This window comes from Pseudomonas sp. 44 R 15 (assembly GCF_900004965.1).
In the GTDB taxonomy this organism is placed as follows: Bacteria; Pseudomonadota; Gammaproteobacteria; order Pseudomonadales; family Pseudomonadaceae; genus Aquipseudomonas; species Aquipseudomonas orientalis_A.
This window is the reverse complement of the sequence record NZ_CVTU01000083.1, coordinates 1-17956: the sequence shown is the minus strand read 5'-3', so window position 1 is coordinate 17956 and position 17956 is coordinate 1. Positions and strand designations below refer to the sequence as shown.

Annotated in this window: 15 protein-coding genes; 9 read left to right on the top strand and 6 right to left on the bottom strand. The window is 61.6% G+C overall.

Going from position 1 to position 17956, the window contains the following annotated elements; all coding sequences use genetic code 11:
• Window positions 1–245: 245 nt before the first annotated feature.
• Entirely contained in the window at window positions 246–1847 is a 1602-nt protein-coding gene (locus BFP93_RS10305; protein WP_065892995.1) for a L,D-transpeptidase family protein, read from the bottom strand.
• Window positions 1848–1886: 39 nt separating this feature from the next.
• On the opposite strand from BFP93_RS10305, the gene BFP93_RS10300 reads away from it, so the two are divergent.
• Window positions 1887–2615 (top strand): murein L,D-transpeptidase catalytic domain family protein, encoded by a 729-nt coding sequence (locus tag BFP93_RS10300; RefSeq protein ID WP_065885212.1) that lies wholly within the window; start codon window positions 1887–1889, stop codon window positions 2613–2615.
• 29 nt (window positions 2616–2644) lie between these two features.
• A complete protein-coding gene (locus tag BFP93_RS10295) occupies window positions 2645–3391 on the top strand; it encodes a creatininase family protein (protein WP_065892994.1) in 747 nt (248 codons plus the stop codon).
• Window positions 3392–3526: 135 nt separating this feature from the next.
• On the opposite strand, the gene BFP93_RS10290 is transcribed toward BFP93_RS10295, so the two are convergent.
• Entirely contained in the window at window positions 3527–3868 is a 342-nt protein-coding gene (locus BFP93_RS10290) for a hypothetical protein (RefSeq protein ID WP_065885210.1), read from the bottom strand.
• A 296-nt stretch (window positions 3869–4164) separates the two neighbouring features.
• Here BFP93_RS10290 and BFP93_RS10285 point away from each other — a divergent pair, with 296 nt between their 5' ends.
• Entirely contained in the window at window positions 4165–4437 is a 273-nt protein-coding gene (locus tag BFP93_RS10285) for a hypothetical protein (RefSeq protein ID WP_065885209.1), read from the top strand.
• On the opposite strand, the gene yfcF is transcribed toward BFP93_RS10285, so the two are convergent.
• Both yfcF and BFP93_RS10275 read right to left on the bottom strand, forming a co-directional pair.
• Entirely contained in the window at window positions 4412–5044 is a 633-nt protein-coding gene (gene yfcF, locus BFP93_RS10280) for a glutathione transferase (RefSeq protein WP_065892993.1), read from the bottom strand. The two genes, BFP93_RS10285 and yfcF, sit on opposite strands and share 26 nt — an antisense overlap.
• Window positions 5045–5151: 107 nt before the next feature.
• Entirely contained in the window at window positions 5152–5703 is a 552-nt protein-coding gene (locus BFP93_RS10275) for a DUF924 family protein (RefSeq protein ID WP_065892992.1), read from the bottom strand.
• A gap of 95 nt (window positions 5704–5798) precedes the next feature.
• Here BFP93_RS10275 and BFP93_RS10270 point away from each other — a divergent pair, with 95 nt between their 5' ends.
• Window positions 5799–6953, top strand: coding sequence for a DUF1624 domain-containing protein (locus BFP93_RS10270; protein WP_065892991.1), 1155 nt, complete (start codon window positions 5799–5801; stop codon window positions 6951–6953).
• 16 nt (window positions 6954–6969) lie between these two features.
• On the opposite strand, the gene BFP93_RS10265 is transcribed toward BFP93_RS10270, so the two are convergent.
• Window positions 6970–7599, bottom strand: a complete 630-nt coding sequence (locus tag BFP93_RS10265) for a DNA-3-methyladenine glycosylase I (RefSeq protein ID WP_065892990.1) — start codon at window positions 7597–7599, stop codon at window positions 6970–6972.
• A gap of 216 nt (window positions 7600–7815) precedes the next feature.
• Between BFP93_RS10265 and BFP93_RS10260 the strand changes: the two genes are divergently transcribed.
• The 4 genes from BFP93_RS10260 (at window position 7816) to BFP93_RS10245 (ending at window position 11790) form a co-directional block, all read left to right on the top strand.
• On the top strand, window positions 7816–9141 hold the full coding sequence (locus BFP93_RS10260) for a C4-dicarboxylate transporter DctA (protein WP_170827551.1): 1326 nt from the start codon (window positions 7816–7818) through the stop codon (window positions 9139–9141).
• Between the two features lie 109 nt (window positions 9142–9250).
• Window positions 9251–9952: a FadR/GntR family transcriptional regulator gene (locus BFP93_RS10255; protein WP_065885203.1), complete on the top strand. Its 702-nt coding sequence runs from the start codon at window positions 9251–9253 to the stop codon at window positions 9950–9952.
• A gap of 17 nt (window positions 9953–9969) precedes the next feature.
• Window positions 9970–10653, top strand: a complete 684-nt coding sequence (locus BFP93_RS10250; RefSeq protein WP_065892989.1) for a GntR family transcriptional regulator — start codon at window positions 9970–9972, stop codon at window positions 10651–10653.
• Window positions 10654–10806: 153 nt separating this feature from the next.
• Window positions 10807–11790 carry a sel1 repeat family protein gene (locus BFP93_RS10245; RefSeq protein ID WP_065892988.1) on the top strand — a complete coding sequence of 328 codons (984 nt, stop codon included), beginning with the start codon at window positions 10807–10809 and terminating at the stop codon, window positions 11788–11790.
• Between the two features lie 85 nt (window positions 11791–11875).
• On the opposite strand, the gene BFP93_RS10240 is transcribed toward BFP93_RS10245, so the two are convergent.
• Window positions 11876–16744 carry an NAD-glutamate dehydrogenase gene (locus BFP93_RS10240; protein ID WP_065892987.1) on the bottom strand — a complete coding sequence of 1623 codons (4869 nt, stop codon included), beginning with the start codon at window positions 16742–16744 and terminating at the stop codon, window positions 11876–11878.
• 484 nt (window positions 16745–17228) lie between these two features.
• Here BFP93_RS10240 and BFP93_RS10235 point away from each other — a divergent pair, with 484 nt between their 5' ends.
• Window positions 17229–17582 carry a hypothetical protein gene (locus BFP93_RS10235; RefSeq protein WP_065892986.1) on the top strand — a complete coding sequence of 118 codons (354 nt, stop codon included), beginning with the start codon at window positions 17229–17231 and terminating at the stop codon, window positions 17580–17582.
• Window positions 17583–17956 lie beyond the last annotated feature (374 nt).

The following is a 17956-nucleotide window of genomic DNA, read 5'->3' as shown; positions in this document are numbered from 1 at the left end:
GAGCGTTTTGCTTACTTTTGCGCTTTTCAAAAGTGAGCCGCTGTAAAAGCGGAACCATTAGCAGCCGTTACCTAAATAATGGATATGTACTCGGCTGATCCAAGATACTGGCTGGCCCTGAGGCCGCCATCGGGGGCAAGCCCCCTCCCACATTTGGACCGAGGTGCGCCAGATGGATACCCGTCGGTTGCGACGCCGCCATCGGGGGTAAGCCCCCTCCCACATGGGTACCTAGCCATTCAGTTCTACAGCACACTCCCCATGGCCTTGATCAATACCGGATCACGCGCGTAGATATCCGGCGCGTACACCAGACTTCCCTGGCGATCCACTTCCACCGTCCAATACCCCAGCAGCACCGGTACCGGCGTGGCCAGCCTGAATTCATGGGTGATGCCGGTGGCCAGCAGCTCGTCGGTGCGCGTACGTTCGGCCGGCGTCACCAGCAGGTCGCGCAACAGCAGCGGTTGTTCGACCCGCACGCACCCCGAGCTGAACGCCCGTGGCCCCTTGGTAAACAGTGGCTGGCTCGGCGTGTCATGCAGGTACACCGAATACGGGTTGGGGAAACGCATCACGATCTTGCCCAACGGGTTGCGCGGCCCCGCCTCCTGGCGCAGCAGGATATTGCCGGGACGCGCCCAGTCGACTTGCTCCGGCGTCAGCGGGTGGCCTTCAGCATCCAGCACTTGCAGGTTCTGCTGGCGCAGGTATTCCGGATTGAGGCGAATGGCCGGCAGCTTGTCCTCACGCATGATGGTGGGCGGGATGGTCCATGTCGGGTTGAGGGTCAGCCGCGTAATGCGCGATTTGAGCAGCGGTGTCTGACGCTCGGCGCGGCCCACTTGCAGGCGGGTCTGCCACACGGGAATGCCGCTCTGGTACACGCTCAGTTGCGCGGCCGCGACGTTGACCACCACGCCTTCGGGCTCCAGGTCGCGGGCCAGCCAGCGGAACCGCTCGAGGTTGATGCGCAACTGGTCGCGGCGCATCGCCGGGCTGATATTGAGTTCAGCCACGGTGCCGGCGCCGATCACACCGTCGGCCTGCAGGGAATGGCTGAGCTGGAAGGCCTTGACCGCAGCGACCAGCTCGGGGCCGTACTGCCGGGCGCTGCCCTTGGGTTCAGAGGTCAGGTAACCGCCGCGGTAGAGGCGCCGCGCCAGTTCCGGCACCCGTGGGTCTTCCATGCCCGGACGCAACAGCGGCCCACTGCCCACCGCCTCCCACTGCGGCAACGGCTGTTGGCGCGCACCGGAATAAGCGTTGCGCAGGCTGCGATACAAATCCGCGCTGGGCCGCGCCTGGTCGAATGCCTGGGCCATGTCCTGCAAGCCGGTGGCGGCGAAGGCCAGCACGGCGGTGCCTGGGTCGTCGGCCGGCGGTTGGGCGTGCCAGAGCGGTTCGAAGCGCGATTGCTGCAGGCGCCCGAAGTGCAAATCCTGCAGGGCCTGGAGGTACTGCTGGCTGATCGCAATATCGCTGCACAGCACATTAGCCGTGGCATCTGCAGCGGGCAGGCTATAGTGGGTGGGGTCCAGGCCGTCGTCGGCGAGCATCAGCAACTGGTCGTGCAAGGCCTGCCGACGCGCGTCGGAAGACCACTGCGGCACGTCGCCCTGCTGCTGGTAAAAGGCTTGCAGGCGCAATTGCGCACTGGCGTCGATACGCGGCGCGAGCTGCGGGCAGACACTGGGCAACTGCGCCAGGGCCTGTTGCAGCGGCGCCAGGTCGACCGGTGCTGGAGTCGTGACCGGCAACGGTTCCAGCGGCAGCGCTTCGGCTGTGGCGACCAGTGGTGTAACGAGCAGGCAAATGCTCAAGTAACATGCGTGTTTTTTGAACAATTGACTTAGCTCCACTCCACAGCGGGGACTCGCTTGTAGATGCTGACTTTTATGCGCCGGCTCGGATTAACCACCCTGGGCCTGATCACGGCGAGCCTGGCGTTCCCGAGCGCTGTTGCGCTCGCCGCCAATGGCTCCCCTGCTTCTTTGTATAGCAGCCTGGCGCGCTCGGCTCCAGAACTCAATCCCATCGTGTTGAAAAGCGCCCTTAGCGCGGTGCAGTGCGCGGTCAATAACGGCGAGGAACGCTCCGATCGCCTGGCCGTGATTGACTACTCCCAGCCGTCTACCGCCCGTCGGCTGTGGATTTTCGACCTGCGCAAAAAGACCCTGGTTCTGCGCGACCTGGTGGCCCACGGCGCCAAGTCCGGCGAAAACTTCGCCACCGAATTTTCCAATCTCGAAGGCAGTCATCAGTCCAGCCTGGGCCTGTTCCGCACCCAGGAAAGTTACCTCGGCACCCACGGATACTCGCTGCGCATGGACGGCCTGGAGCCTGGCTTCAATGACCTGGCCCGCGACCGCGCCATTGTGATTCATGCCGCCGACTACGTCAGCCCGCTATGGAGCAAGCGCGAAGGCCGTATCGGCCGCAGCCAGGGCTGCCCGGCGGTGCGCCCGCAAGTAGCGCGCCAAGTGGTGGACAAGCTCAAGGACGGACAATTCATGTTTTCGTGGTACCCCGACCAGCGCTGGTTGAAGTCTTCGACCTATCTCAATTGCAAACCCCAACAGGTGGCCAGTAGTCGTACAATCCGTGGCGGATAGCCTGTCCCACAGATAAAAGAGAGCGTCGCATGCTTCTACACACGTCCACCTGGATCGAGATCGGGCAGTTTCTGCAGCGCAGCCGCACGGTGATCATCCCCATCGGCTCCAACGAGCAACACGGCCCTACCGGCCTGCTGGGCACCGACTGGATGTGCCCGGAGATCATCGCCGTCGAGGCGCAGAAGCAGGCTGATATTCTGGTCGGCCCGACGTTCAATATCGGCATGGCCCAGCACCACTTGGGTTTTCCCGGCACCATCTCGCTGCGCCCTTCCACCTTTATCGCCGCGATCGGCGACTGGGTACGCTCGCTGGCCGGGCATGGCTTCGACAAGATCCTGTTCCTCAACGGCCACGGCGGCAATATCGCCACCATCGAAGCGGCGTTTTCCGAACTCTACGCCGAAGCCAGCTTTGCCCACCGCCCGGCCGGGTTCGCCCTCAAGCTGGTCAACTGGTGGGACCTGGAAGGCGTCACCGACCTGGCGCAGCGCCAATTCCCGGTGGGCCATGGCAGCCACGCCACCCCGTCGGAGATTGCCGTGACGCAATGGGCCTATCCGGACTCGATCAAGTCGGCCGAGTACTCGCCGCGAATCGCCAACACCGGCCCGATCCGCGAAGCGCTGGACTTTCGCGCGCGCTTCCCCGACGGGCGCATGGGCTCGGACCCGGCATTGGCGACGGTGGAGAAAGGCGGTGAACTGGTGGCGTTGGCGGCGCAGGGGCTGGTCAAGACCGTGAATGCCTTCAGCAATGAGTCAAAACCCTGAGTCGAACACTATCCAAATGTGGGAGGGGGCTTGCCCCCGATAGCGGTGGGTCAGTCAGCTTATTTGTTACTGACACACTGCTATCGGGGGCTTGCCCCCTCCCACATTTGATCTGCATTTGTCCTGGGCCCGGGGTTACTGACAGTCCTGCGCAGCCTGCTCGAGCCGTGACGCCTTGATCGCCGACGCCAGCGGTTTGCGCTCGTACAGGAACACCTTGGTGCCATCCTGGGATTTATAGGCTTCCAGCACATCATCAGCCGCGATCTTGCTGGTCAACAGCACCTTGGCGTGGCGCGAGTTCTGCGTCACGGTCGAGGTGATGCCGTGCTTTTCAAGCTTGGGCAGTACGCATTGCACATAGCCTTCAGGGGTTTTGGCGGTGTGCAGGGTCAGCGATGGGGCATTCGGAGCCGTGATGCAACCGGTCAGCGCCAGGGCAGAAAGAGCCAGGGCCGGGGCGAAAAAAGCGTGCATAAACATTCCTGAAAAATAACAAAATAGGTGCCTGTCGATCCGCGTATCAACCAGCGCGGCACTCTGCAGTGCAGACGTGTCATGCACCTGTACAACACCCCACGGAGTTTACGAGCATCAGGGTGATCAAAACCAGCTGGATCAGAGTCCTCATCGCGCATTTCCTTGAGCCGCGTTTCGATGAGCGGATTTTGCGCTTTTGCCGTAAAAACAGAACTTGTGATCCTTGATGGTGACTATTATTTGAACCGATAGTGTCAGGTAGCCCAACCCATAAAACCTATAAGGACCATGCCATGAAGCGTCACCAGAAAACCTTCGACCGCATCCGCGAAGCCGTATTGCCGGAGTTTCGCGAGCGCGTCGCCGATTACCTGGTCGAGTATGAAGACGTGCTGTTGAGTGACACCAGCGTTGCCGCCGCGCAATCGGCCAGTGCCCAGCAACTGCGTGGCTACCTGCGCGGTTTGAACACCACGCGCGTGCTGGGCATGGCCGATTGGGAAGACCTGGACCGGCGCGTCGCGCAAATGAACGACAGCCCTACACCCCAGGGCGTGGCTGGTTGAGCCATTCCTGCACCGATGGCCTTTGCCACTGACGCCGGGCGTAAGCCACCAGTGGCGCCGGCACGGCGTCGCCGTTGAGGATCAGGCGATTGAGCATCACCGCCAGGTCCACATCGGCAATCGACCAAGTGCCGAACAGGTAGTCCGGGTCATCCATCAGTAATTCCTGCGCCACGCCGATCAATTTGCCCGCAGCAGCCTCGGCCAATGGCGACAACGGCGGCATCTTCTGCCCGCAGAACACCACCAGGGTCGAGCGCTCCTGGCGAATCGGCAGCAAATCACTGCGCAACCACGCCTGCACCTGCCGTGCCCTCGCCCGCTGCTGCGGGTCCACCGGATAAACGCGGCTCTCGGGATAGGCTTCGTCCAGGTATTCAGTAATCGCCGAAGACTCCGACAGCGAGAACTCGCCGTCCTCCAGCGTCGGCACCCGCTGGGTCAAAGACAATCGCGCGTAGCCCGCCGCCTGCTGCTGGCCGGCCTCCAGGTCCAGGGGCACGGTCTCGAATGCCAAGCCCTTTTCCCGCAAGGCGACGAATACCGACATGGCATAGGGGCTGACGAACAGCGAATCAACGTAGAGGCGCAGCGGACGGTGGCTCATGGGCGATCTCCTTGAAATAAGGCTTCACGCTACGAGATGCGCGATGATAAAGACAATGCGGCGTTTTTATGGGGCCATTCCTCGCGGGAATAGTGCAGCTTGATCACTTAACCCGCGAATCCGCCGGCGTCGAGGAAGTCTCGTTCTTCATCGGTGGTCTCTCTGGCCAACACCGCATTGCGATGGGGAAAGCGCCCAAACCGCTGGATAATCCGCGCATGCTCCCGGGCCCAGTGAGAGGTATTGGCGTCCAGAGGCTGATTAAGCGCGATGGAGCGTTGCTGATCCTGCGGATCTTCCGAATGCTCAAACGGCAAATAACAAAAAGCGCGCAGTTCGGGTTCGATCAGTTGATCCAATCCTGCGTCCACCATGCATCGCGCATACAGGCGCGCCAGCGGGTCGGTGGCGAACATATGCGCCGTGCCACGAAAAGCGTTGCGCGGATACTGGTCCAGCAGGATCAGCAAGGCCAGCGCACCGTGGGGCGTGTCCAGCCAATCCTCCAGCTCGCGCCGGGCCGCCTGCAGATGGGTGGTGTGGAAGGTCTCGCGAAAGCTCGCGTCGAATTCGTCGTCCTTGGCAAACCAACGCTTTGGGCCCGCCTGTTTCCAGAAGTCGATCACGGCCTCGGCCGATTGGACGTTCCTGTGTGTCATCAATGCCTCCGATACGCTCGTTTAAACAGCGCGGCGATGCGCCAATAATGTTATATGATAACGCCTCTTTTTTTCCCAGCCTTGTGAACTGCCCCATGACCGATGCTGTTGCGCTACGCCAACGCCTGCTTTCCATCGACGCCCTGCGGGGCCTGGTGATCCTGTTCATGTTGCTCGACCACGCACGCGAAACGTTCCTGCTGCACCGCCAGGTCGGCGACCCGATGAACATCGACACCACCGAGCCCGCGCTGTTTTTCAGCCGCACCCTCGCCCATCTTTGCGCGCCCGTGTTCGTGTTGCTCACCGGTATGTCAGCCTGGCTGTACGGCCAGAAATACCAGGGTCGGCGCGCGGTGTCGGCATTTTTGTTCAAGCGTGGGCTGTTTCTGGTGGTATTGGAGGTCACGCTGGTGCACTTCGCCTGGACCTTCCAGTGGCCACCGGGCCTGCTTTATCTGCAGGTTATCTGGGCGATCGGGGTGAGCATGATCGCCCTCGCCGCGCTGGTATGGTTGCCGCGCCCGCTGCTGATTACTTTGGCGCTGGTATTGATTGCCGGGCATAACCTGCTCGACGGCGTGCATTTCACCCCCGGCTCGGCCGCGCAGGTGGCGTGGTCGATCCTGCATGAGCGCAGTTTTATCGAGGTGTCCGACACCCTGCGCATTCGTGTGACGTACCCGGTACTGCCATGGATCGGCGTGATTGCCCTGGGCTACGGCCTCGGTCCGTGGTTTTCGACGACCGTGCTCCCCGCCGTGCGCCAGCGTTATCTGCTGCTCGCAGGCGTCGGCGCACTGCTGGGGTTTGTGCTGTTGCGGGCACTCAACGGATATGGCGACAAGCCTTGGCAGGCCTACGACAGCGGCGTGCAGAGCGTGATGAGCTTTTTCAACGTCACCAAGTATCCACCTTCGTTGTTGTTCCTGGCGCTGACGCTGGGCATCGGCCTGCTGTTGCTGCTGGCGTTCGAACGTGCCGGGCACAAGCGCTGGATCAGCATGCTGGCGGTATTTGGCGCGGCGCCGATGTTCTTTTATCTGCTGCACCTGTATGTGCTCAAACTGATTCATGTCGCGTGTGTCGCGTTGTTTGGGCTCAATCACGGCAATTATTTCGGTTTCGACAGCGTCGGCGCCGTGTGGGCGGTGGCGTTGGTGCTGCCACTGGCGCTGTATGTGCCGGTGCGATGGTTCGCCGCACTCAAGGCGCGGCGCAGGGATATCACCTGGCTTAAATATTTCTGAGCACGCGGGCGAGCGCTCAGGGTCGTTCGAACTGATGCCGCAGTGCTTCGATACGTTCTCGGCAGATGCAGCCCTCCAAGTGATCATTGACCATGCCCAGCGCCTGCATCAGCGCATACATCGTGGTCGGGCCGACAAAGGTCCAACCGCGTTTCTTGAGCGCCTTGGACAAGCGCACCGAAGCCGGCGAGGTCGGGTTGGCGTTCCAGTACGCCATGTCCACCACCGCCGGGCGCTCCTGCGGGCCGGGCTCGAAAGACCATACCCAGCGCGCCAGCGAACCGCTTTCACTTACCAGTTCGCAGGCGCGGCGGGCATTGTTGATCGTCGACACAATCTTCGCCCGGTTGCGCACGATACCCGGGTCGCCCATCAAGCGTTCGATATCCGCCTCGCCATACTGCGCCACCTTGCGAAAATCAAAGCCGTCGAACGCCCGCCGAAACTGCTCGCGCTTGCGCAAGATAGTGATCCACGCCATCCCGGCCTGAAAACCTTCCAGGCAAATCTTCTCGTACAGCAGGACGTCATCCGCCACCGGCACGCCCCACTCATGGTCGTGGTAATGCAGGTATTGCGGCGCGGCGTTACGCCAGGCGCAGCAGGTGCGCCCGGCTTCATCCGTTGTCAGGCCTGATTGTTCCATCCATCACCTCGTGTACCGAGCGCGGATGATACGCAAAAAAATTTCCACGGCGTCAACCGCTCAAACACCGTACTTACCGACTCACTGGTCAGACCGGGTCCTATCGACCACCGAATATTTACTTGTAGTTTGAAAAAAACCGGGCGTAGACTGGCCGCGCACTGGACTTACCGGTAAGACCACAACAATTAAGCCCTGGAACCACCAGGGCACCGAATAGAGATCCCTCCCATGCTCAGATGGTGCTCGCGTTCGATTTTCCTGCAAGTCGTGATTGGCCTGATGCTAGGCGTCATTTGCGGCCTGGCCCTCCCCGAATTCTCCTCGCAACTCAAACCCCTGGGTGACGGCTTTATCAAGCTGATCAAAATGCTGATCGGCCTGATTGTATTCTGCGTCGTGGTCAGCGGCATTTCCGGCGCCGGCGATTTGAAGAAAGTCGGGCGCATTGGCTTGAAGTCAGTGATCTATTTCGAAGTGCTGACCACCGTCGCCCTGGTGCTCGGCCTGATCATGGCCTTCAGCACCGGCATCGGCAGCGGCGCCAACATCCATCTTGAGCAGCTTTCGTCCGCCGGCTTGAATGAACTGGCCGACAAGGGCCAGCACATCAAGGGCACCAGCCAGTTCCTGATGGACCTGATCCCCAACTCGGTAATCGGTGCCTTCGCCGACAACAACGTGCTGCAGGTGCTGTTGTTCTCGGTGCTGTTCGGCAGTGCGCTGAACCTGGTGGGTGAAGCGGCGTCGGGCATCTCGCGGCTGATCAACGAGCTGAGCCATGTGATCTTCCGCATCATGGGCATGATCGTGCGCCTGGCGCCAATCGGCGTATTCGGCGCGATCGCGTTCACCACCAGCACCTATGGCCTGGACTCCCTGCAACACCTGGGCAGCCTGGTGGGCCTGTTCTACCTGACATGCCTGGCCTTCGTCGGCCTGATCCTCGGCCTGGTGATGCGCTTGTCGGGCCTGCGCATGCTGCCGCTGCTCAAGTACCTGCGCGAAGAACTGCTGATCGTGATGGGCACGGCTTCGTCCGACGCGGTGCTGCCGCAGATCATGCGCAAGCTGGAGCACCTGGGGATTGGCAGCTCCACCGTGGGCCTGGTGATTCCTACCGGCTACTCGTTCAACCTCGACGGTTTCTCGATCTACCTGACCCTGGCCATCGTGTTTATCGCCAACGCGACCGGCACCCCGCTGTCGATGACCGACCTGCTCACTATCCTGCTGGTCTCCTTGATCACCTCCAAAGGCGCCCACGGCATTCCGGGTTCGGCCCTGGTGATTCTGGCGGCCACGCTCACGGCCATCCCGGCGATTCCGGTGGTCGGCCTGGTGCTGGTACTCGCGGTGGACTGGTTCATGGGCATAGGCCGTGCCTTGACCAACCTGATCGGCAACTGCGTCGCCACCGTGGCCATCGCCCGCTGGGAAAAAGACATCGATATCCAGCGCGCCAACAAGGTACTCGACGGCCAGCAAGGCTACGCCTTCCAGACCAAGAAACCGGTATTGCCGGCGCATCAGGAGTTCTGATCCGCTTTCAGGCACAACACAAATCAAATGTGGGAGGGGGCTTGCCCGCTCCCACATTGGTTCATCACAAGATTGACTGCCGTATTCGCAACATCAAGGAGACATCGACGTGATCAGCACCTCAACCGTCGTCAATTCAGTCGTAGAAAAACTGCGCGCCGCCCTGGCACGCGGGCAATGGCGGCGTGGTGAAATGCTGCCCGGCCAGCGTGAACTGGCCGAGCAGATGGGCATCAGCCGCCCGAGCCTGCGCGAAGCGGTGATCGTGCTGGAAACCCTCGGCCTGGTGCGCTCCATGCCCGGCAAAGGCGTGGTGGTGCTGGAAACCAGCGTCAGCGAGCCGCAGTCGAGCGACGCCGTGGCCGATGCCAGCCTCGAAGACATTCTGCAACTGCGCTATACCCTGGAACCCTTCATCGTCGGCCTGGTCGCCCAATCCATCAGCAGCAAGGAAATCGGCCAACTGCGCCTGACCCTGATGGACATGCGCGAAGCCCTGGATGCGGGCGACGCCGAGGCGGGCATGAACGCCTACATCGAATTTCACGAAGAACTGTTCGCCCTGACCTCCAACCCGATCTTCCAGAACGTGGTGCAGCAGACCAGCACGGCGCTCAAGCAAAGCGCCCAGGTGTTGCGCAATTCCCCGGAGCACCTGGCCGAACGCCTGCAGGAAAACGAAGCCGTGGTGCGCGCCATCCGCAACAAGAACAGTGCCCTGGCCAGTGCCGAAATGCGTCGGCACATCCTGCAGGAAGGCTTGCGCATGGGCATTCGCCTGAACATCCCGGATGACCATCTGGGCAGTTGAATAATTGGAGACAGGCCATGAACGTCCACGCCCTGCAACGCGACCCCCTGCCCTGCCTGCGTCGGGTGCCGGGCAAGAAGCCCTCGGCAGATGAGATCTATCCACGGCTGTTCGACGCCATTCTCGAGCAACGCATCGCCCCCGCCAGCCGCTTCACCGAAGAAAGCCTGGGGGAGCGCTTTGGCGTGAGCCGCAGCGTGATCCGCCGCGTCCTGGCCAAGTTGTCACAGCAGCAAGTGATCATCCTGCGCCCCAACCAGCGGGCCCAGGTGGCGGCGCCGGACGCCCAGCAAACCCGGCAGATTCTCGAAGCCCGGCGCATGACCGAAATGACCGTGGTGCAATTGGCCTGCGCCCGGGCGACAGGGGCACAGGTACGCCAGTTACGCGAGTTGATCGCCCGCGAACGCGACTGCATCGAACGCGACCAGCGCGGGCCGGCGATCCGGTTGTCCGGTGAATTCCATTTACAACTGGCCGCTATCGCCGGGAACGGGCCATTGGCGCAGTTCCTCAATAGCCTGGTGCCGTTGACCTCGCTGGTCATTGCCCAGTACGAACGTCGAACCCGCACCTGTTGTGCCTGGCAGGAGCATGTGGCGATTGTGGATGCGCTGGCGCAGCGCGACTCGGGCACCGCCGTAGCGCTGATGACGCAGCACCTGGACCACCTGGAAACACAGCTCTTGAAAAACCACTGATCCGACCTGCATAACGATCAACCTGTGGGAGCGCACCGCCTCTCACAGGCAAGGTGGCCAGCCACAGCGCGTCAAGTAATTAGCACCTTGGCCCCACACGCTCTGCATAACCTGTGTCTCGCACAATTTCAGTGCTTATCACAGGTACGAACCATGTCCATCGAATCACAAACCCGAATCTCACTGTTCAACCTGCTCAAGCAGTTGAAAGAGCAGTCCGCAGCACTCCCGGCCGAGGTCAACACAGCCTTGACTGAACTCAATGCAACAGCCAAGCAGATCGGGCTTGGCCTTTACGCACTGGGCAGTTATGACAAGGCGAGGTTTCATCTGACCATCGCCGGCGCCGCAGGCGACGTGGAATCGCAATACGCCATGGCCACCTGCGAAACGCGCCTGGACGGCGGCTTTCGCCTTGTCAGCGAGGCGACCGCCAAATGGCTGCGACTGGCGGCCGCTCAAGACCATATTCCAGCATTGCTGCGCTTGGGCGACAGCGAATCCCTGGCCAGAGCCAGGACGCTGGCAACCACACCACCCCTTGCCGATACGCCCTCGGCACAGCGTTGTCTGTATACGCTGACCAACGACGTGCAGTGGCTGAAAAAAGCCGCTGATCAAGGCGACATCGCAGCGATATACGAACTGAAAGACGCCTACGCCAAACGACCGGAACTGATACCCAATCGCCTGGAACGCCAGGCACTGATCGTGGAACTGACTCAACGAGCGGCCGACAGGGGTTATCCAAAGGCAGTGTACGAGTTGGCCTTTACCACCGACGAAGCGGTCAGTGTTGAGGAAAAACAAAAAAGGATTATCCAACTGGCAATGATGGGCCAGCTCGATGGGCTGCTGGAGTACGCGTATGCGCTGGCAGGCTTGTCGCAGGACAAGAATCGGGTACACCGCACCTACGGACTTGAACGTAATCTGCCCAAGGCCTGTGCGTTGTTGAAGCTGGTCCTGACCAAGGTAGATGGCGCATTGCCCCTGCCATCGGTCGAAGACGATTATCAGGCCATCAAGCATCAAATGCAGGACACCGCCGAAAGCGACATCATCCTGGCGCAACTGCGGGGAACCATTACGCGGGTATTCCAGGTGCTCGAACCGCTGGTCATTCTCGGCTGGTGACACCGATATCCGGGGAGAAGCGTGCCCCCCACCGATAAAAAAGGCCCCGTATCCTGCGATACGGGGCCTCTTCATTACCGCTCGATCACGCCGGCTGCAACACCGACTGACCACTCAACGCCAGGTCCAGCAACTCACGGTTGGCCACCGCGTACATGGCGTAGTCCGTGCCGACCGCAGCACGGATTTCCACCATCATCGCGCGCCAGCGATCCGCCATGTCCTGATGCTGCTCAAGCCACAGGGCCACGCGGGCTTCCATGTCCTGCGGCGCGTCGGCCATTTGCAGGACCGAAATGGTGATCGCCCGTTGCTGCCAGTCCACGTCGTCGCGGAAGGCTTCGCGGGCCTGGGCCTGCCAGTTGTTGCCCACCGGCAGGTCGCTGATCTGCTGCAGGTACCACGGCAGGTCCAGCGCGCTGCCGACGGCGAAGTAGGCCTTGGCCACTTCGGCGGCGTCATGCCCGGTCACGTCGGCGGCTTCGATGATCGGCAGCAGGGTGTACAGGTGGGTAGTGCCTGCAACCATGCGCGCCAACAACTCCGGTACGCCGGCCTGGGTGTAGGCCTGGTAACGGTTCTGCCAGCCTTCACGAGTCGGGCCTTCAAGCAGTTCATCGAGCTTGAGACCCAGCGCCGCCAGGTGCGGACCGAAGTGCGCGGTATCACGCCCGGCGTCCTGTTCGTTGCGACGACTGCGCAGGAACCAGCGCGTGGCGCGACGGCCCAGGCGCATCAGTTCGTCCATCAGCTCCAGTTGCACGTCGGCCGAAACCTGGTGGTCCAGGGCTTCGATCTGACGGAACCAGTGCGGGAGATGGAAGATGTCACGCACAATCACATAGGCGCCGGCCACGTTCGCCGGGCTCATGCCGGTCGACTCCTTGAGTCGCTGCACGAAGGTGATGCCCATGTGGTTGACCAGGTCGTTGGCGATCTGGGTGCTGACAATCTCGCGCTTGAGGCGGTGACGGCGCATGGCCTCGGAGAACTTGGCCACCAGGCTCGGCGGGAACGCGGTCTCCATGTCACGGGTCAGGTACTCGTCATCCGGCACCTGGGACTTGAGCAGCGCTTCCTTGAGGTCGATCTTGCTGTAGGAGATCAACACCGACAGCTCCGGACGCGTCAGGCCCTTGCCGGTCGAGGCGCGCTCGACCAGTTGCTCCTCGGTCGGCAGGTACTCGATGGCGCGGTCCAGCTTGCCACGGCCTTCCAGGTCGCTCATCAGGCGCTTGTACTCGGCGGCGCGCTCGTAAGCCTTGCGCGCGGCCAGGGACAGGGCCTGGGTCTGTTTGTAGTTGTTGCCCAACACCAGGTTGCCGACTTCGTCGGTCATGCTCGCCAGCAACTGGTTGCGCTGCTTGTCGGTCATGTCACCGGCCTGCACCACTTCGTTGAGCAGGATCTTGATGTTCACTTCGTGGTCGGAGCAGTCCACGCCGCCGGCGTTGTCGATGAAGTCGGTGTTGGAACCGCCGCCATTGAGGCCGAACTCGACACGGCCCAGTTGGGTCATGCCCAGGTTGCCGCCCTCGCCCACCACTTTGCAGCGCAGCTCGTTGCCGTTGACGCGCAGCGCGTCGTTGGCCTTGTCGCCCACATCGGCGTGGCTCTCGGTGCTGGCCTTAACGTAAGTGCCGATACCGCCGTTCCACAACAGGTCCACCGGTGCCTTGAGCAAGGCGTTGAGCAGTTCGGTCGGGGTCAGCTTGTCGGCCTGGATGTCGAAGCGTTCTTTCATCTGCGCCGAGATGGCAATGCTCTTGGCACTGCGCGAGAAGATCCCGCCGCCTTCGGACATGATGCTGGTGTCGTAGTCGGTCCAGGCCGAACGCGGCAGCTCGAACAGGCGCTGGCGCTCGACGAAGCTGGTGGCCGGGTTCGGGTTCGGGTCGATGAAGATGTGCAGGTGGTTGAAGGCCGCGACCAGTTGCAGCTTGTCGGACATCAGCAAGCCGTTACCGAACACGTCACCGGCCATATCGCCGACGCCCACCACGGTGATGCTGTCTTCCTGCACATTGATGCCGCGCTCACGGAAGTGACGCTGCACACCGACCCACGCGCCCTTGGCAGTAATGCCCATTTTCTTGTGGTCGTAACCGGCCGAACCACCGGAGGCGAACGCGTCGCCCAGCCAGAAGCCGTAGTCGATGGCGATGCCGTTGGCGATATCGGAGAAGGTCGCAGTGCCCTTGTCCGCTGCCACCACCAGGTACGGGTCATCGTTGTCATGACGCACAACGTTGGCCGGCGGCACCAGGGCGCCGTCCTTCAGGTTGTCGGTAATGTCCAACAGGCCGGAAATGAAGATGCGGTAGCAGGCGATGCCCTCGGCCGCGATCTCGTCACGGCTGCCGCCCAATGGCAGGCGACGCGGCAGGAAGCCGCCCTTGGCGCCTACGGGCACGATCACCGAGTTCTTCACCTGCTGGGCTTTTACCAGGCCGAGCACTTCGGTACGGAAGTCTTCTTCCCGGTCGGACCAGCGCAGGCCGCCACGGGCGACGTTGCCAAAGCGCAGGTGCACGCCTTCGACGCGTGGCGAGTAGACGAAGATCTCGAACTTCGGCACCGGCTTGGGCAGCTCGGGGATCGCATGCGGGTTGAACTTGAAGCTGAAGTACGACTTGTTCTGGCCGTTGGCGTCGGTCTGGTAGAAGTTGGTGCGCAGGGTCGCCTTGATCAGGTCCAGGTAGCGACGCAGGATGCGGTCTTCGTTGAGCACCTGGACATCGTCCAGGGCGGCGAGGATCGCTTGTTCCAGGCGTTGCTGCTTGTCTTCCAGGTCGTCGGCGGTGAGCTTGCGCGCCAGGTAGAAGCGGGTCTTGAACAACCGGGTCAACTCGCGGGCGATGTCGGTGTGGTTGTTCAGGGTGCTGGCGATGTAGCCGAGGTCGAAGCCCAGGCGGATCTGCTTGAGGTAACGGGCATACGCGCGCAGCAGCGCCACGTCACGCCATGGCAGGCCGGCGGTGAGTACCAGGCGGTTGAACGCATCGTTCTCGGCATCGCCGTGCACGATGTGCACGAAGGCATCCTGCAGGGTGTCGTTGAGCTGCGAGATATCCAGGTTCACGCCTTCGGCGGCGATGAACGCGAAATCATGGATCCAGAACTCGCGGCCATTGGCATGGCGCAGGCGGTACGGGAATTCGCCCAGCACGCGCAGGCCCAGGTTCTCCAGGATCGGCAGCACGTCGGACAGCGCCAGCGGGGTGTCGGCGTGGTAGAGCTTGCAATGCAGCTCACGCTGGCCGGAGACCTGGCCCAGCGGCTGATAGAAGCTCATCACCAGCGGGTTGGCTTCGGTCAGGCTGTTGAGGTGCTGCATGTCGACCACGGCCGAATGCGCGGCGAAACGCTCGCGGTAACCGGCCGGGAAGCCTTTGGGGAAATCCGCCAGCACGTTGGTGCCGTGGGCTTCGCCGAAGCTTTCCACCACCAGGCTGGCGTAGTCGTCCTGCCAGCTGCGGCAGGCCTGTACCACTTCCTTTTCCAGTTGCAGCGGGTCGATGTCCAGGCGATTCTTCGGGTCGACCCGCAGAATCAGTTGTACGCGGGCCAGCACGGACTCGGAGAAGAAGGTCCAGAACTCGCAGTCCGAGGCTTTCAGGCGATCCATCAGCACTTGCTGGATTTTCTGGCGCACTTCGGTGGAATAGATGTCGCGTGGCACGTAGGCCAGGCAGTAGCAGAAACGGCCGTACGGGTCTTTGCGCAGGAACACGCGGATCTTGTTGCGCTCCTGGATCTGCACGATCGACATCACCGTGCTGAACAGCTCATCGACCGGGGTCTGGAACAGGTCGTCACGGGGCAGCACTTCAACCACCTGGGCCAGTTCCTTGCCCAGGTGCGCCTTGGCCTGGAAGCCCGAGCGGCGCTCGATTTCCGCGACCTTGCGGCGGATGTAAGGAATCACCCGCACGCTTTCGCCATACACCGAGGAGGTATACAGGCCCATGAAGCGGTGTTCCTTGATGACCTTGCCGTCAGCGGTGATTTCGCGGATCGACACATAGTCCGGATACGCCGGGCGGTGTACGCGGCTCGGGTGGGCAGCCTTGGCGAACGACAGCACGGTCGGTTCGCGCAGGTAGGCCACGGCGTAGTCTTCGATGCGCAGGTCTTCGGCGGTGAGGCCGGCGCGCAGCAACTTGGTCAGACCGAGGAAGGAGTCGGCGTCATATTCGATATGACCGCCGTCCGCCTCGTCACGTACCACGAACTCTTCATAGCCCAGGAAGGTGAAGTGGTTGCCCACCAGCCACTCGAGGAAATTCTTGATCTCGGCCTTTTCTTCGCCGTCGATAGCGAAAGCGCTGGCGTCGATACCGGCCAGCAGGTCCTGGACCTTGGCTTTCATCGGCTCGAAATCGGCCACAGCCACGCGCACTTCGCCCAGCACCTGCTCGAGCTCTTTGCTCAGTACGTTCAGCTCGGCGGCGTTGGCGCAGCGGTCGATTTCCAGGTACATCAGCGATTCTTGCAGGATGCCATCGCCCTGGGTGCCCTTGGGCAGCACTTCCAGCAGTTCGCCCTTGCTGCCACGGCGCACACTGAGCACGGTGGTTTGCAGGGTGTGGATGCTGTAGCCGCGGCGGTTGAGCTCGGTACGCACCGAGTCGACCAGGAATGGCAGGTCATGGTGCAGCACTTCGACCGCAGTGTGGGTCGATTGCCAGCCATGACGTTCGTAATCGGGGTTGTAGACCCGCACTTGCGGTTGGGTGTGATCGAAGCGCTCAAGCAGGCGCCAGGCAGACAGGGTGCAACCGGCCAGGTCGGAAAGGCGACGCTGGGTCAGTTCGTCCAGGGAAATGATGCCGAAAAATTGCTCAGCGAACAGCGCCACTTGTGGCAGTGCCTGTTCACTGATGTGCTGCGCCAGTGCCGCTTGCAGTTGGTGCTGGAAGTCGGCCTTGCTGGCTGCGGTGAAGAACGCCATCTGTGGTACTCCGCTTGGGCTTGTTATTGATGGAAGCGTCGCGTGTTATCCCCCTGCGGGGAGACCGTCAGCTCTGTTCGTCGGTCACGATAAACGATTCAGAGTGACAGGTGGGTGAAGCTGGACAAGACAGTCAGGTCACATACAACTTCCACCGGATGCGCACCTTGCCGGGTGACGGTACGACGGGCAGGTCAGGCGCCTGGCACGGAGCACATCCGTTGCGCAGCTTAACGAGTGTGGGAAGCGCGCTGCTTGCGGTGCTGCGACATATTCGGTCATCGGCAAGCAGGTGTGGGGTTGCAACTTGGGCAACCGGGTTTTTCCGGATGAAAACCGGCTGCTTTCAGGCCCACGAGTACCGGAAATGACCGACACTGCTCGTCAGGTCATGCATCCCAGTCTGACACATCGCGCAGCATAAAATTCGCCGCAATGGCACAATCACCCGGCGCAAACGCCCCTCCTCCACACAGGATTCCCCATGCTGCAGCTGAAAACCGACGCCCTGATGGCCACCCCGTGCGACGACGAAGAAGACAACATGGCCATGCTCTGCTGCCACGGCAACAACGGCGAGATGTTCATGCTCAGCCGTTACCCGGACGAAGACGACGTGGAGTTGACCTGGGATTACGAGCCGTCGACGCTGGCCGGGCTGAAAATCACCCTGGGGGCCACGACCCTGCGGATCGAACTCGCCGCCGGCGATGCCGATGCGCTGGGGGGCGATGACCACCTTGAGATCACGCATGCCACGGCCGCATCCGACCTGGCCGAGGTCGAGCAGACCCTGCAGAACATCCTCAAAGGCACCGGCACCTTCACCCGGATTTAAGCGGCACCGAAGGAGGCCGCTTGCCCTGATACTGTAGGAGCGAGCTTGCTCGCGAAAAACTCACAGGCACCGCGTTCATTCAGATAGCACGCGTTATCGTTGACGTTTTTCGCGAGCAAGCTCGCTCCTACAGACGGCGTGCACGCTTGACTGACTGCATTAGAGCTTGCCCCGATCAACGTCTTCACCACACAGAAGATCAACTGTGGGAGGCGCTTGCCCTAATACTGTAGGAGCGAGCTTGCTCGCGAAAAACTCACAGGCACCGCGTTCACTCAGAAAGCACGCGTTATCGTTGACGTTTTTCGCGAGCAAGAGCTAGGCGCCCCCCTCGCTCCTACAGAGGGCGGTGTACGCTTAACTGACTGGCATAG

Bases quoted from the DNA above. Each gene is read 5' to 3' on its own strand.
- BFP93_RS10240 (WP_065892987.1), bottom strand. From the start codon at position 16,744: ATGGCGTTCTTCACCGCAGCCAGCAAGGCCGACTTCCAGCACCAACTG.
- BFP93_RS10235 (WP_065892986.1), top strand. From the start codon at position 17,229: ATGCTGCAGCTGAAAACCGACGCCCTGATGGCCACCCCGTGCGACGAC.
- BFP93_RS10250 (WP_065892989.1), top strand. From the start codon at position 9,970: ATGAACGTCCACGCCCTGCAACGCGACCCCCTGCCCTGCCTGCGTCGG.
- BFP93_RS10265 (WP_065892990.1), bottom strand. From the start codon at position 7,599: ATGGAACAATCAGGCCTGACAACGGATGAAGCCGGGCGCACCTGCTGC.
- BFP93_RS10290 (WP_065885210.1), bottom strand. From the start codon at position 3,868: ATGCACGCTTTTTTCGCCCCGGCCCTGGCTCTTTCTGCCCTGGCGCTG.
- BFP93_RS10270 (WP_065892991.1), top strand. From the start codon at position 5,799: ATGACCGATGCTGTTGCGCTACGCCAACGCCTGCTTTCCATCGACGCC.
- BFP93_RS10275 (WP_065892992.1), bottom strand. From the start codon at position 5,703: ATGACACACAGGAACGTCCAATCGGCCGAGGCCGTGATCGACTTCTGG.
- yfcF (WP_065892993.1), bottom strand. From the start codon at position 5,044: ATGAGCCACCGTCCGCTGCGCCTCTACGTTGATTCGCTGTTCGTCAGC.
- BFP93_RS10295 (WP_065892994.1), top strand. From the start codon at position 2,645: ATGCTTCTACACACGTCCACCTGGATCGAGATCGGGCAGTTTCTGCAG.
- BFP93_RS10285 (WP_065885209.1), top strand. From the start codon at position 4,165: ATGAAGCGTCACCAGAAAACCTTCGACCGCATCCGCGAAGCCGTATTG.
- BFP93_RS10300 (WP_065885212.1), top strand. From the start codon at position 1,887: ATGCTGACTTTTATGCGCCGGCTCGGATTAACCACCCTGGGCCTGATC.
- BFP93_RS10245 (WP_065892988.1), top strand. From the start codon at position 10,807: ATGTCCATCGAATCACAAACCCGAATCTCACTGTTCAACCTGCTCAAG.